Here is a 14,339-nt window from a genome sequence, read left to right as displayed (position 1 = left end):
GCCCGCGCCGTCCACCGCGCGCCCGGCACCGATGCGGCCAGCTCCGCGCACGTCCTGCCCGACGTGCTCGCGCCCGGGCTGGTGCTGGTGTTCTGCGGCACCGCCGCCGGCAAGCGCTCCGCCGCCGAAGGCGCCTATTACGCCCATCCCGGCAACCTGTTCTGGCGCGCACTGGCCGAGGCCGGGATCACCCCGCGCCGGTTCGCGCCGCAGGAATTTCCGCTGCTGCCGCAGCTCGGCATCGGCCTCACCGACCTGGCCAAGCGCCACAGCGGCAACGACGACCAGCTGCCGCCGGGCGCCTTCGACGTGCCCGCGCTGGCCGCCAAGATCGAGCGCCACGCGCCGCGCCTGCTCGCCTTCACCAGCAAGAACGCCGCCCGCGCCGCGCTGGGCCACGCCATCGCGCGCTACGGCCCGCAGGACGAGGCCTTCGGCCCGGCGCGCGTGTTCGTGCTGCCTTCGCCGTCGGGACAGGCGCGCGGGCGCTGGGACCTCGGCCCGTGGCTGACGCTGGGCGCGCTGTACCGCGGGCTGCGCCAACCTCAGCCGAGGAAGCGGTAGCCCACCCCCGGCTCGGTCTTCAGCCACCTCGGCGAAGCCGGATCGTCGCCCAGCTTCTGGCGCAGCTTGCCGACCACGATGCGCAGGTAGTGCGTGTCCTGCACATGGGTGGGGCCCCAGATCTCGCGCAGCAGCTGCTGCTGGCCCACCACGCGGCCGGCGTGGCGCAGCAGCAGGGCCAGCACGGCGTATTCCTTGCGCGTGAGCGCCAGCGGCGCGCCGTCCAGCGCGACCTCGCGGCGCGCCAGGTCCACCGCCAGGCGGCCGTCGTCCCAGCGCGGCGGCGCCTCCGGCGCGCCGGCCGCCGCGTGGTTGCGCAGCAGCGCGCGCAACCGCGCCATCAGTTCCTGGATGCCGAACGGCTTGGTGACGTAGTCGTTGGCGCCATTGTCCAGCGCACGCACCTTCTCGCTCTCGGCGTCGCGCACCGACAGCATCAGCACCGGCACCTGGCTCCACTGGCGCAGCTCGGCCAGCACCTCGTGGCCTTCGCGGTCGGGCAGGCCGATGTCCAGCACCACCACGTCCGGCGACTGTGTGGCGGCCAGCGCCAGCCCCTCCGCGGCGGTGCCGGCCAGCAGCACCGCGTAGCCTTCGGCACGCAGGCCGATGTCGAGGAAACGGCGGATCTGCACTTCGTCGTCGATCACCAGCACGCGCGGCGCGTTGGCGTTCATGGCGTGGACCCGGGCGGCGCCGGCAGCGGCAGGACGATGCGGATGGTGGTGCCGGCGCCCGCGCCGGGCAAGGCCTCCACGCTGCCGCCGTGGGCGCCGATCATGCCGCGGCAGATCGCCAGCCCCAGCCCGGTGCCCTGCGGCGCGCGGTCGCCGCGGGCTACCGAGTAGAACATGTCGAAGATGCGCGCGCGCTCGTCCTCGGGAATGCCGGGGCCGCGGTCGGCCACGTCGATGCGCAGCTGCCCGTCGGCCGCGCGCACGTCCACCCGCACTGGCGCCTCGGGCGGCGAGAAGCGCGCGGCGTTCTCCAGGATGTTGAACAGCGCCTGCTCGATCAGCGCCGGGTGCACGTAGAGCAGCACGGTGCCGGCCGGCAGCGCGGTCTCCACCCGCAGCGCGGGGAACAGCTTGCGCAGCCGCGCCACCGCCGCGGCGACGATCTCGGCCACGTCCACCCAGTCGCGGTTGAGCTTGAGCGTGCCGTGACCCAGCCGGGTCATGTCGAGCAGGTTCTGGATGTAGCGGTCCAGCCGCTGGCCTTCGCCGAGGATGGCCTCCAGCAGCTCGCGCCGCTCGGCCTCGGGCAGTTGCGCGCCGTAGCTGGACAGCGTGCCGGCGGCGCCGATCATCGAGGCCAGCGGCGAGCGCAGGTCGTGCGAGACCGAGGACAGCAGCGCGCTGCGCAGGCGCTCGGTCTCGCCCTGCACGCGGGCGGCCTCCAGCGCCTCGGCCAGGCGCGCGCGCTCCAGCGCCTGGCCGATGTCCTGGGTCATCGCCAGCGCCAGGCCGCGGCGGTCCGGGTCGGGCTCCCGCTCGGCCGCGTCGAAGCGCAACGCGGCCACGCCCAGCGGGCGCTCCTCGCCGCCCAGCGGCAGCAGCCAGCAGGCCGCAGCGTTGAGCGTGCCGGTATGGCGGCCGGCCGCCTCGGCATGGCGTTCGCACCAGTCCGCGGCGGCAAGATCCTGCACGGAAAGTCCGAACGGTTGCGGCGCCGACGCGGCGGCATGCAGTTGTCCCGCCGCGTCGCGCGCCAGGATCGCGACCGGCATGCCCAGCGCGCGCGCCAGCGCCCGCGCGCCGGCCGTGCGGATGCCGTCGGCGTCGGCGCTGGCGGCCAGTTGCTGGCCGAGTTCCAGCAGCACCCGGCCGCGCGCCTGGGCCGCGCGCAGCGAATCCACCTGGCTGGCCAGCCGCGTGGCCAGCCGGCTGCACACCAGCGCCACCAGCAGGAACAGGCACACCGCCAGCACGTCGTCGGCGTTGGCGATCGCCAGCGTGTAGAGCGGCGGCGCGAAGAAGAAGTTGTAGCCGAGGAAGCACAGCAGCGCGGCGAACACCGCCACCGCCATCCGCGTGCGCACCGCCACCACCAGCACGGCGGTGAGGAAGATCAGCGACAGGTTGGCCACCGACAGGTAGCGCTGCGCCAGCGCGGCCAGGCCCAGCGCGGCCACCGTCGCCAGCGTGGCCAACAGGTATTCGCGCCGCGCGCCGCGGCCGCCGGGCAGGCGCAGGCGGCGCCGCGAACGGGCGCGCTCGGCCGGGGTGGCGACGATGGCCAGCTCCAGGTGCGCGCCACGCCGCAGCAGCTGCTGGGTCAGCGAGCGCCCGAGCATGCGCGCCACCGGCCGCTCGCGGGTGCGGCCGAGGATGATCTGCCCCACGCCTTCGCGGTCGGCCAGCGCCAGCAGCTCGTCGGCCACGGCGGGGCCGCGCAGCAGCACGGTGTCGGCACCCAGCCGCCGCGCCAGCCGCATCGCCGCCTCCACCCGCTCGGCGCGGACCGGATCGGGCGCGCCGCCGGTGTCCACGTAGGCCACGCTCCACGGCGCGCCGCGCCGCTCGGCGATGCGGCGCGCCACGCGCACCAGGTACTCGCTCTGCGCGTGGCCGTCGATGGCCGCCAGCACGCGGCGACGCACCGGCATGGCGCCGCCACGCGCCAGCATGTGCTCGCGCAGGTCGCTGTCCACGTGGCCGGCCACCGTCTCCACCGCCAGCTCGCGCAGCGCGGCGAGGTTGGTCGGGGCGAAGAAGGCGTCCAGCGCCACCGCGGCGGTTTCCGGCACGTACACCTTGCCCTGCTTCAGCCGCGCCACCAGCTCGCGCGGCGGCAGGTCGACCAGCATGATGTCGCGCGCCCGCTCGAGGAAGGCGTCGGGCACCGTCTCGCGCACGGTGATGCCGGTAATGCGGCGCACCTGGTCGTTGAGGCTTTCCAGGTGCTGCACGTTGAGCGCGGTATACACCTCGATGCCGGCGTCGAGCAGCTCGGCGATGTCCTGCCAGCGTCGCTCGTGGCGGCCGCCGGGCAGGTTGCGGTGGGCCAGCTCGTCCACCAGCAGCACGGCCGGCTGGCGCGCCAGCGCGGCGTCGAGATCGAATTCCTCGAACGTGCGGCCGCCGTGGTCCACGCGCCGGCGCGGCAGCACCTCCATGCCGTCGAGCAGCGCCGCGGTCTCGGCGCGGCCGTGCGTTTCCGCCAGCCCCACCACCACGTCCACGCCCTGCCGCTTCAGCTCGCGCGCGGCCGAGAGCATGGCGTAGGTCTTGCCGACGCCCGGCGCGGCGCCGAGGAAGACCTTCAGCCGCCGCTGCGTCGCCTCGCAGGCGGTGTTGAGCAGGGCGTCGGCGCGTGCCTGGCGGGGGTCGGTCATGCGGTCGGACGGATGGCCACGGGGGCTTCACATTAGCGCTTTTGCAATGCATCCAAGGCGAGATTCAGCTCCAGCACGTTCACCCGCGGCTCGCCCAGCACGCCGAGCTGGCGGCCCTGCGTGTATGCGTCCACCAGCGCCTGCACCCGGTCCGCCGGCAGGCCGCGCACCCGCGCCACGCGCGCCGCCTGGTAGCGCGCGGCAGCCGGGCTGATCTGCGGGTCGAGGCCGCTGCCCGAGGCGGTGACCAGGTCCACCGGCACCGGCGCGTCGTTGCCGGGGTCGGCCCGGCGCAGCGCATCGATGCGCTGCTTCGCCACCGCGGTCAGCGCCGGGTTGCTGGGGCCTAGGTTGGAGCCGCCGGAAGCCGCGCCGTTGTCCGCCATCGGTGCGGTCGCCGACGGCCGGCCCCAGAAATACTTCGGGTCGGTGAAGGACTGCCCGATCAGCGCGGAACCGACCGGCCGGCCGTCCCTCACGACCAGGCTGCCGTTGGCCTGGCGCGGGAACAGCACCTGGGCCAGGCCGGTGACGGCCAGCGGATAGAGCACGCCGGTGATGACGGTCATCGCCAGCAGCATCAGGAAGGATTGGCGCAATAGTCTGCTCATGTCTCGGCTCCGATCAGAACGTGCCTTGCAGCATCAGGAAACCGCGCGTGCCGCCGACGTCGCGCGTATCGCGGCTGTCGAGGAAACTGGCGGTGTGCCGGTAGAATGCGGCATTGGTGGCGTGCGTGAGGCCGCCGCCCAGCGACCAATGGCCGTCCAGCTGGTATTTCAGCGTGGCGCCGAAATCGCTGTAGCCGGGGTCGCGCGCGCCGCTGGCCAGCGGCAGCGCCAGCACGGTGGCGTAATGCGTGTGGCCCGCGTGCAGCGCCAGGCTCCAGCGTTCGTCGAGCGGGAAGACGGCGTCCAGTTGCAGGTAGCCGCTGCCCTTCGAGTCGCCGCGATAGCCCTGCTCCACGTCCGCGCCGAAGTAGTCGGTGAGCGCGCGGTTGTACTTCAGCGTGAGCCACTTCCAGCCCAGCGCGGCGTTGGCTTCGACGGTATTCGGCGAGCGCGGCGCGAGACCGGCGTGGTCGAGGTTGGCGCCGGGATAGACGTAGCCGTAGAGCCCGGCGCGCCACGACCAGGCGCCGGCGATCGCGTGGCCGTAGCTGGCGTAGAGATCCAGCTCCATCGCGCCGCCCGGATAGCTGCGCCCGCTGATGCTCGATCCCCAGAAGCCGGCGGCGAAACCGTTCGCGGCGGCATAGTCGGCGCCGCCCTGGATCGCGGGACGGCCCCAGCTCTGGGTGAGGCCGCGGAACACGTAGTCGGTGACCACCGCGACGTTGCCGCTCATCATTCCCGGACTCGCGGGCACGCCATCGGCGCGGGCGGCCTGGATGCCGCCGAGGCAAAGCATGGTCGCCACGGCGACCCGGTAAATCCTGTTCATCGGGAAAACTCCGCGGAACTGCCGGTCGCCGGCAACCCGCCGCATGATGGAAACAACGCGAGGCCTTTCCTTCTCGTCATCCCGGCGCAGGCCGGGATCCAGTAGCGGAGGCGCCTGCTGTCTGCGAAAACCGGCCACTGCGGTCACTGGATCCCGGCCTGCGCCGGGATGACGGGCAAGGACGTCAGGCGAGGCCACAAAGCACCAGCAGCATGTCGATCAGCTTGATGCCGACGAACGGCACCACCACGCCGCCCAGGCCGTAGACCAGCAGGTTGCGCCGCAGCAGCGCGCCGGCGCCGAGCGCGCGGTACTTCACGCCCTTCAACGCCAGCGGGATCAGGCACACGATGATCAGCGCGTTGAAGATCACCGCCGACAGGATCGCGCTGCGCGGCGTGGCCAGGTGCATCACGTTGAGCGCGTTCAGTGCCGGATAGGTGGTGGCGAACGCGGCGGGGATGATCGCGAAGTACTTGGCGATGTCGTTGGCGACGGAGAAGGTGGTCAGCGCGCCGCGCGTGATCAGCATCTGCTTGCCGATCGCCACCACCTCGATCAGCTTGGTCGGGTTGGAATCGAGGTCGACCATGTTGCCGGCCTCCTTCGCCGCCTGGGTGCCGGTGTTCATCGCCACCGCCACGTCGGCCTGCGCCAGCGCGGGCGCGTCGTTGGTGCCGTCGCCGCACATCGCCACCAGGCGGTTCTCGGCCTGCATGTCGCGGATCAGCTTGAGCTTGGCCTCCGGCGTGGCCTCGGCGAGGAAGTCGTCCACGCCCGCCTCGGCGGCGATGGCGGCGGCGGTGAGCGGGTTGTCGCCGGTGATCATCACCGTCCTGATGCCCATGCGGCGCATCTCGGCGAAGCGTTCCTTGATGCCGCCCTTGACGATGTCCTTCAGCTCGATCACGCCCAGCGCGCGGTCGCCCTCGGTCACCAGCAGCGGCGTGGCGCCGCGGCGGGCGACGTCCTCCGCCATCTGCCTGACCGCCTGCGGCAGGGGGCTGCCGAGGCCGTCGAGGTGGCGCTCCACCGCGTCCAGCGCGCCCTTGCGGATATGCATGTCGCCGAGGTCGACGCCGCTCATGCGGGTCTGCGCGGTGAACGGCACGAACTGCGCGCGCCTGGCTTCCAGCGGCTGCTCGCGCAGGCCGAACCGTTCCTTCGCCAGCACCACCACGCTGCGACCTTCCGGCGTCTCGTCGGCCAGCGAGGACAGCTGCGCCGCCGCGGCCAGCGCCTTCTCGTCCACGCCCGGCACGGGCAGGAAGGCCACCGCCTGGCGGTTGCCGAGCGTGATCGTGCCGGTCTTGTCGAGCAGCAGCACGTCGACGTCGCCCGCCGCCTCCACCGCACGCCCCGAGGTGGCGATCACGTTGGCGCGGATCATCCGGTCCATGCCGGCGATGCCGATCGCCGAGAGCAGCGCGCCGATGGTGGTCGGGATCAGGCACACCAGCAGCGCCACCAGCACGGTCAGCGTGATCGGCGAGCCGGCGCCGGCGGCGCTCACGCTGTAGATCGAATACGGCAGCAGCGTGGCGCAGGCGAGCAGGAAGATCAGGGTGAACTTGGCGAGCAGGATGGTCAGCGCGATCTCGTTCGGCGTCTTGCGCCGCGCGGCGCCCTCCACCATCGCGATCATGCGGTCCAGGAAGCTCTCGCCCGGGTTGCTGGTGATACGCACCACCAGCCAGTCCGACAGCACCCGGGTGCCGCCGGTGACCGCGCTGCGGTCGCCGCCGGACTCGCGGATCACCGGCGCGGACTCGCCGGTGATCGCGCTCTCGTCCACGCTGGCCGCGCCGGCCACCACCTCGCCGTCGCCCGGGATCGGCTCGCCCGCTTCCACCAGCACGTGGTGGCCGCTGCGCAGCTCGCCGGACGGCACGAAGGTGATCGCGGCGTCGCGGTCGGCCGCTGCCAGCTTCTTCGCGATCACGTCCCGGCGCGAGCTGCGCAGCGTGTCGGCCTGCGCCTTGCCGCGGCCTTCCGCCAGCGCTTCGGCGAAGTTGGCGAACAGCAGGGTGAACCACAGCCACAAGCTGACCCAGAAGATGAAGGCCGCGGGCGCCTCGCCGTGGCCGGCGAGCGCCTGCACCCACAGCAGCGTGGTCAGCACGCTGCAGACGAACACCACGAACATCACCGGGTTGCGGAACTGCACGCGCGGCGACAGCTTGCGGAAGGCGTCCGCGGCGGCCTTGAGCACCAGCTCGCGGTCGAAGCCGCGGGCGGCGGCGGTTTGCGAAGTCATCTCGATGATCCCCGGAAGTGTCAGTGCGCCGACATCAGGTATTCGGCGATCGGGCCCAGCGCCAGCGCCGGCAGGAAGGTGAGCGCGCCCACCACGATCACCACGCAGGCCAGCAGCGCGACGAACAGCGGCGTGTGCGTAGGCAGCGTGCCGGCCGACGCGGGCACGTGGCGCTTGGCGGCGAGCGAGCCGGCCATCGCCAGCATCGCCACGATCAGCGGGAAGCGCGCCAGGAACATGCAGATGCCCAGCAGCACGTTCCAGAACGGCGTGTTCGCCGAGAGTCCGCCGAACGCGCTGCCGTTGTTGTTGGAGGCCGAGCTGAGCGCGTAGAGGATCTCGCTGAAACCGTGCGCGCCGGGGTTGGCGACGCCCGCCGCACCCGCCGGCACCGATGCCGCGATCGCCGTGCCGACCACCACCAGCGCGCACGGCAGCAACACCGCCAGGCTGGCCATCTTCATCTCGTGCGCCTCGATCTTCTTGCCGAGGTATTCCGGCGTGCGACCCACCATCAGTCCGGCGATGAACACCGCCACCACCGCGAACGCCAGCATGCCGTACAGGCCCGAGCCCACGCCGCCGAACACCACCTCGCCGAGCTGCATCAGCCACATCGGCACCAGGCCGCCCAGCGGCGTCAGCGAGTCGTGCATCGCGTTCACCGCGCCGCACGAGGCCGCCGTGGTGACCGCGACGAACAGGCCGGACGAGGCGATGCCGAAGCGCGTCTCCTTGCCTTCCATGTTGCCGCCGGGCTGCAGCGCGCCGGCCTGCGCGTCCACCGCCAGCCCGTGCAGCGCCGGGTTGCCGGCCTGCTCCGCCGCCACCGCGCCCACCGCCAGCGGCGCGAAGATCAGCAGCATCGTGGCGAGGATCGCCCAGCCCTGCCGCGTGTCGCCCACCATCGCGCCAAAGGTGTAGCAGAGCCCGGCGGGGAGCAGCAGGATCGCCAGCATCTCGACGAAGTTGGACAGCGGCGTCGGGTTCTCGTACGGGTGGGCCGAGTTGGCGTTGAAGAAGCCGCCGCCGTTGGTGCCCAGGTGCTTGATCGCGATCTGCGAGGCGGCCGGGCCCATCGGCAGGACCTGCGTGGTCACGGGCACGTCCTTCGACACCTCGCGTCTGGCGGCGTCCTTCGACGTTTCCACGTAGCTGGACGCCTGCACCACCGGCACGTCCACGTAGGGCCTGAAGTTCTGCACCACGCCCTGCGACACCAGCAGCAGCGCCATCGCCAGCGACAGCGGCAGCAGCACGTACAGCGTGGCGCGGGTCAGGTCCACCCAGAAATTGCCGATCGCCTGCGCTCCCTTCCGCGCGAAGCCGCGCACCACCGCCACCAGCACCGCGATGCCGGTGGCCGCGGAAAGGAAGTTCTGCACCGCCAGGCCCAGCATCTGGGTCAGGTAGCTCATCGTCGATTCGCCGGCGTAGCCCTGCCAGTTGGTGTTGGTGGCGAAGCTGATCGCGGTGTTCATCGCCGAGCCGGGCGCCACCGCGCCGAAGTGCTGCGGGTTCAGCGGCAGCCACTGCTGCACCCGCTGCAGCAGGTAGACGGCCAGCAGGCCCAGCAGGTTGAACGCCAGCACGGCCAGCGCGTAGCGCTTCCAGCCCATGTCCTCGCCGGCATGCACGCCGCACAGGCGATAGAGGACGCGCTCGATCGGCGCGCCGGCGCGCGTGACGCGGTTCGGCGCGTCGGCGAATACCTTCGCCATGTAGCTGCCGACCGGTTTCACCAGCAGCAGCAGCACGACCAGGAACAGGCCGATCTGGAGGCAGTCGTTGGCGGTCATTCGAACCACTCCGGCTTGAGCAGCGCGACGCACAGGTAGGCGGCCAGCGCCAGCGCGATGACGATGGCCGCGCCATGGATCAGGGTCATGGGAAATCCTCCGCGGGAATGCGCAGGCGACCGGCTCAGCGCCGGCCGAGCCGGTCGCAGATCAGCAGGAAACCGAGCCCGGCGGCGGCGAGCACGAAGATCAACAACAGGTAGACGAGGTCCATGGCCATGCTCCGGTGATGCGACGGCGCGCACTGTAGGAACCGGGGCATAAGAAAGGGGCAGCGGAAAGCGCCGCCGCCGTATAGAAGCCGTAAAAATCCGGGCCGGACGCCTACTGCACCGGCGTGTGCCGGTACCGGAACACGTCGCGCTGCTGCACCGGGCCGGCGCGGTTGGACCAGGCGCCGCGGATGTAGCTGACCACCGCGGCCACGTCGCGGTCGTCGAGCTGCTGCGCGAACGGCGGCATCGAGTACGGCCGCGGGTTGCCCCCGGTCACCGGCGGGAAGCCGCCCAGCAGCACCGCGCGGATGGCGTTGATGCCGGCCGGGTCGAGCACGGCGGAGTTGCCGTCCAGCGGCGGGTAGACGCCGGCCACGCCGGTGCCGTCCTTGCCGTGGCAGTCCGCGCAGCGCTCGGCGTAGATCTCGCCGCCGCGCCGGTCCATCGCGGCGGCGTCGGGCACGGTGCCGCGCGCGGGCGGCGCCGGCCGCGGCGGCAACGATTGCAGGTACGTGGCGATGGCCTGCAGGTCGTCGTCGTGCATGAACTGCGTGCTGCGCGCCACCACCTCGGCCATCGGGCCGAACGCGGCGCCCTTGGCCGACTGGCCGGTCTTCAGCAGGTCCACGATGTCCTGCGTGCTCCAGCCTTCGAGGCCGCCGTGGGCCTGCGTGCCGAGGTCGGGCGCGTACCAGTCCTGCACCGGTATCCGGCCGCCGGACAGCGGCATGGCCGTGCTGCCGCCGAAGGCGTCGCGCGCCGCATGGCATTCGTTGCAGTGGCCCAGTCCCTGCACCAGGTAGGCGCCGCGGTTCCAGGCGGCGGAGCGCGCCGGGTCGGGTTTGAACGCACCCGCCTTGAAGTACACCGCACGCCAGGCGAGCAGGCTCTTGCGCAGGTCGTAGGGGAACCGCAGCGACGGCGATCCGGCGACATGGTGCACCGGCGGCAGCGACTGCAGGTAGGCGAAGATCGCCAGCGCGTCGTCCCGGCTCACCCGCGTGTACGAGGTGTACGGGAAGGCCGGGTACAACAGCTCGCCGTGCCGGCCGATGCCCTCGTGCAGCGCGCGCCAGAACGCCTCGAAGCTCCAGTCGCCCAGCCCGGTGGCGCGGTCGGGCGTGAGGTTCGGGGCCGGCACGCTGCCGAACGGCGTGGGCAATGCGCGACCGCCCGCGAACGGGGGACCGCCCTGTTCCGTATGGCAGGACACGCAATCGCCCACGGTGGCGAGGTAGCCGCCGCGCGCGACGAGCGCCGGGTCCTTCAGCATGGCCGCGCTCACCGTGCTGTCCACGCGCGAGGGCGGCGCGGCGCGATGCGGCCCGGTGAGCAGCCAGCCGCCCAGCAGCGCCACCAGCAGCAGCACCGCCATCGCGATCCAGCGCAACCGCTTCACGGTGCGGCTCCCTGCCCGGCCGCCGCACCGCCACCGAGCACGCCGCAGGCCAGCGGCGGCTGTACCGAGCCTGCCGGCAACGCGTGCGCGTCGTCCGGCACCTCGCGACTGGCCAGCCATGCCGACACCGCGGTGATGTCGGCGGGCGTGAGCCGGTTGGCGATGGTCGCCATGCAGTCCGGCGCCGCCGCCGCGCGCGTGCCAGTGCGCCAGGAGCCGAGCTGCGAACTGAGGTAGTCGTAGGGCAGGCCCAGCAGGCCCGGGATGTCGGGCTCGACGCCGGTCAGCGTGCGGCCGTGGCAGCCTTGGCAGGCCGGCAGCCGGCGCGCGGGATCGCCTGCGGTCGCCAGTTGCTCGCCCCGCTGCAATACCGCCGTCGGCAGCGCGGGCACCGGCGAGCGCCGGTACGGCACCTGCTGGGCCGCGAAATAGGCGGCGATCTCGCGCATGTAAGCGGGGCTGAGCTGGCGCACCATGTATTCCATCGGCGCGTACTTGCGCAACCCGGCCTGGAAGTAGCCGAGCTGGCGCGCGAGGTAGCCGGCCGGCTTGCCGGCGAGGCGCGGGAAGAAGTCCGGCGTGCCCTCGCCGTGCGGGCCGTGGCAGGCGGTGCAGGCGGCGATGCGCTGCTGCAGCGTGTCGGGCACGTGCGGGGCATCGTCGCCCGGCGCGGCGGCCCGCACCGGCGCTCCGGCCAGCGACGCCGCCAGCAACGCGACGGCGAGCGCGGCGGCATGGCGCCAGCCCCGTCTCGTCCCCTTTCCGTCCCGGATGTCCATCAAGGCAGTATACGGATCGCGCCCGTGCACACGGCGTGGCGCGGACGGTAAGCTGCGGGGCGCGACATCGCGCCGCATCGCCGAAGACGTTCGTGGCCCGCCTGCTTCCCACCGCGTTCCTGCTCGCCCCCGGCCGATCACCACGTCGTCCGCGGCACAGAACCGCGACGATGCCTACGCCTCCATCGCCACGCTGTAGCGGCGCATGGACTCTGGCGCGCTGACCGGCCAGGCGACGGCGCGGGCTTTCCTCGACCGCGTCCGCCGCATCGACCAGGAAGGCCCCCACTGCTCGGCATCATCGCCGGCAGCGACCGCGCGACCTGGCCAGCGGCGGCGCGTCGCAGCCGGCTGCGGTGGCGGGCCATCCGTCCATCGCCAGCCCGCCGGCTGGGCGCATGGCCTGCCGGTGGGCATCGTGCTGTTCGGCGCGAAGTGGAGCGAGCCCACGCTGATCGCGATCGCCTACGGCTTCGAGCAGCATACCCATGCCTGGCAGCCGCCGCGGTTCCTCGACACGGTGGACGGCAAGCCGGTGGCGCCGTGCCGCTGAGCGCCTGTTCACGATCTTCAGATACCTCGCGCCGGGAGCCGTTCGCGCGCAGGCCGGCGCCGGCGATCAGCCGTGCGACTTGCGCACGATCAGCATGGCCAGTTCCAGCGACTGCTCGTAGTTCAGCCGCGGATCCACCATCGACTTGTAGGCGCGCGCCAGGTCGGCCTCGGAGAGGTCGCGCGCGCCGCCCAGGCATTCGGTGACATCCTCGCCGGTCAGTTCCAGGTGCACGCCGCCCAGCCGCGTGCCGGCGGCGGCGTGGATGTCGAAGGCCTGATCCAGCTCGCCGCGGATGTTGTCGAAGCGGCGCGTCTTGTAGCCGTTGGAGGTGCTTTCGGTGTTGCCGTGCATCGGGTCGGCCACCCACAGCACGCGCCGCCCCTCGCGCTTCACCGCCTCCAGCAGCGGCGGCAAGGCTTCGGCGATCTTCGCGTGGCCCATGCGGTGCACCAGGGTCAGCCGGCCCGGCTCGTCGTCGGGATTCAGCGCATCGACCAGCGGCAGCAGCTGGTCGGGCGTCACCGAGGGGCCGACCTTCACCGCGACGGGGTTGCGGATGCCGCGGAAGTACTCGACGTGGGCGCCGTCCAGTGCGGCGGTGCGCATGCCGATCCACGGGAAGTGCGTGGACAGGTTGAACCAGCCCGGGTGGCGCGGCACCTGGCGGGTCAGCGCCTGCTCGTAGTGCAGCAGCAGCGCCTCGTGCGAGGTGAAGAAATCCACCTTGGTGAAGCCGGCGATCGGCCCGGCCAGGGTTTCCATGAAGCGCAGCGAGTCGCCGATGCCGGCCACCATGCGGCGGTACTCGGCGGCCAGCGGCGAGCGCTCCACCCAGGCCAGATCCCAGTATTCGGGATGGTGCAGGTCGGCGAAGCCGCCGTCGATCAGGGCGCGCACGAAGTTCATCGTCAGCGCCGAATGCGCGTGCGCACGCAGCAGCCGTTGCGGGTCGGCGCGCCGCGCCGCGGGCGTGAAGTCGGGGCCGTTGACCACGTCGCCGCGGAAGCTGGGCAGGGTCACGCCGTCGCGCGTCTCGGTGTCGGCCGAGCGCGGCTTCGCGTACTGGCCGGCGAAGCGGCCCACGCGCAGCACCGGCTGCTTCAGCCCGTGCACCAGCACCAGGCTCATCTGCAGCAGCACCTTGAGCCGGTTGGAGATCACCGGGCTGGTGCAGTCGGCGAAACTCTCCGCGCAATCGCCGCCCTGCAGCAGGAAGCGTCCGCCTTCCTGCGCCTCGGCCAGCGCCTGCTTCAATGCCAGCACCTCCCACGAGGTCACCAGCGGCGGCAACCGGGCCAGTTGCGCGGTGGCCTGCGCCAGCTCGGCGGCATCCTCGTAGTGCGGTTGCTGCAGGGCCTCGCGCCGCTGCCAGGACGACGGCGTCCAGTCCGGGGCGGATACGGCCGGCGAGGCGCCGCTCATCGCCGCGCGACCGTCTTGCGACGCACGCTGGCCGATACCGCCCAGGCGCCCAGCAGCACGAACCAGATCAGCGACCACCATGGCATCGACAGGCCCAGGATCGGCTGCACCCGGGCGCATTCACCGGAGCCGCTGAGCACCTTCACCAGCACGCCGATCAAGCCGCCGTTGCTGGCGCGGGTTTCCAGCAGATAGCCCAGCGGCGCACCACAGCTCGGCACCTGGTCCGGCGGCAGCGACTGGATCCACAGGTGGCGCGCGGCGATGCCGATGCCGACCAGCGCGACCAGCACCAGCAACCCCACGTAGACCCAGCGTCCGCCACCGCGCGGCGCATGCAGGCCGCCGACCAGGAACACCACGCCCAGCGCGATGAACGCCACGCGCTGCAGGATGCACAGCGGGCACGGGTCCATCATCAGCACGTATTGCGCATACAGCGCAAAACCGATCAGCCCGGCGCAGGCCAGGAAGCCGGCGAGGAGACTGACGCGGAACGACCAGCGCAAGGGATTCATGGACGGCACGACAAGAGGTGGAGACGCGACATTACCCGCTTGTCGCCGGG

At 72.2% G+C, this 14,339-nt stretch carries 13 protein-coding genes; 2 read left to right on the top strand and 11 right to left on the bottom strand.

Annotated elements, in window-relative coordinates:
• The first annotated feature begins 54 nt into the window (after positions 1-54).
• Positions 55-564 carry a mismatch-specific DNA-glycosylase gene (locus tag QMK61_RS17020; RefSeq protein ID WP_345783640.1) on the top strand — a complete coding sequence of 170 codons (510 nt, stop codon included), beginning with the start codon at positions 55-57 and terminating at the stop codon, positions 562-564.
• On the opposite strand, the gene QMK61_RS17015 is transcribed toward QMK61_RS17020, so the two are convergent.
• The 9 genes from QMK61_RS17015 to QMK61_RS16975 all read right to left on the bottom strand — a co-directional run bounded on the left by QMK61_RS17015 (position 546) and on the right by QMK61_RS16975 (position 11,793).
• Positions 546-1,241, bottom strand: a complete 696-nt coding sequence (locus QMK61_RS17015) for a response regulator transcription factor (protein ID WP_302073429.1) — start codon at positions 1,239-1,241, stop codon at positions 546-548. The two genes, QMK61_RS17020 and QMK61_RS17015, sit on opposite strands and share 19 nt — an antisense overlap.
• Positions 1,238-3,901, bottom strand: coding sequence for a sensor histidine kinase KdpD (locus QMK61_RS17010; protein ID WP_302073428.1), 2,664 nt, complete (start codon positions 3,899-3,901; stop codon positions 1,238-1,240). Before QMK61_RS17010 ends, QMK61_RS17015 begins: the two co-directional genes overlap by 4 nt.
• 32 nt (positions 3,902-3,933) lie before the next feature.
• Complete coding sequence (gene kdpC / locus QMK61_RS17005; protein WP_302073427.1) at positions 3,934-4,512, bottom strand: potassium-transporting ATPase subunit KdpC; 579 nt, start codon at positions 4,510-4,512, stop codon at positions 3,934-3,936.
• Between the two features lie 13 nt (positions 4,513-4,525).
• Complete coding sequence (locus QMK61_RS17000; RefSeq protein WP_302073426.1) at positions 4,526-5,344, bottom strand: TorF family putative porin; 819 nt, start codon at positions 5,342-5,344, stop codon at positions 4,526-4,528.
• Between the two features lie 184 nt (positions 5,345-5,528).
• Positions 5,529-7,601 carry a potassium-transporting ATPase subunit KdpB gene (kdpB, locus tag QMK61_RS16995; protein WP_302073425.1) on the bottom strand — a complete coding sequence of 691 codons (2,073 nt, stop codon included), beginning with the start codon at positions 7,599-7,601 and terminating at the stop codon, positions 5,529-5,531.
• Between the two features lie 20 nt (positions 7,602-7,621).
• A complete protein-coding gene (gene kdpA / locus QMK61_RS16990) occupies positions 7,622-9,400 on the bottom strand; it encodes a potassium-transporting ATPase subunit KdpA (RefSeq protein ID WP_302073424.1) in 1,779 nt (592 codons plus the stop codon).
• Positions 9,397-9,489 carry a K(+)-transporting ATPase subunit F gene (gene kdpF / locus QMK61_RS16985; protein ID WP_302073423.1) on the bottom strand — a complete coding sequence of 31 codons (93 nt, stop codon included), beginning with the start codon at positions 9,487-9,489 and terminating at the stop codon, positions 9,397-9,399. Before kdpF ends, kdpA begins: the two co-directional genes overlap by 4 nt.
• A 235-nt stretch (positions 9,490-9,724) precedes the next feature.
• Complete coding sequence (locus tag QMK61_RS16980) at positions 9,725-11,014, bottom strand: cytochrome c (RefSeq protein ID WP_302073422.1); 1,290 nt, start codon at positions 11,012-11,014, stop codon at positions 9,725-9,727.
• The gene (locus QMK61_RS16975; RefSeq protein WP_302073421.1) at positions 11,011-11,793 is read right to left on the bottom strand and encodes a c-type cytochrome; all 783 of its coding nucleotides are present in this window, start codon (positions 11,791-11,793) and stop codon (positions 11,011-11,013) included. Before QMK61_RS16975 ends, QMK61_RS16980 begins: the two co-directional genes overlap by 4 nt.
• A gap of 205 nt (positions 11,794-11,998) precedes the next feature.
• On the opposite strand from QMK61_RS16975, the gene QMK61_RS16970 reads away from it, so the two are divergent.
• The gene (locus QMK61_RS16970; protein WP_302073420.1) at positions 11,999-12,346 is read left to right on the top strand and encodes a hypothetical protein; all 348 of its coding nucleotides are present in this window, start codon (positions 11,999-12,001) and stop codon (positions 12,344-12,346) included.
• A gap of 66 nt (positions 12,347-12,412) precedes the next feature.
• Here QMK61_RS16970 and QMK61_RS16965 read toward each other — a convergent pair whose 3' ends face one another.
• Together QMK61_RS16965 and QMK61_RS16960 are read right to left on the bottom strand one after the other, a co-directional pair.
• Positions 12,413-13,771: a 3-deoxy-7-phosphoheptulonate synthase class II gene (locus QMK61_RS16965; RefSeq protein ID WP_302073419.1), complete on the bottom strand. Its 1,359-nt coding sequence runs from the start codon at positions 13,769-13,771 to the stop codon at positions 12,413-12,415.
• A complete protein-coding gene (locus tag QMK61_RS16960) occupies positions 13,768-14,289 on the bottom strand; it encodes a disulfide bond formation protein B (protein ID WP_302073418.1) in 522 nt (173 codons plus the stop codon). The genes QMK61_RS16965 and QMK61_RS16960 overlap by 4 nt, the downstream gene beginning before the upstream one ends.
• Between the last annotated feature and the right edge of the window lie 50 nt (positions 14,290-14,339).

The organism is Fulvimonas sp. R45, from assembly GCF_030504985.1.
Lineage (GTDB): Bacteria > Pseudomonadota > Gammaproteobacteria > Xanthomonadales > Rhodanobacteraceae > Rhodanobacter_A.
The sequence above is the reverse complement of the archived record's forward strand: the minus strand, read 5'-3'. Positions and strand labels throughout refer to the sequence as shown.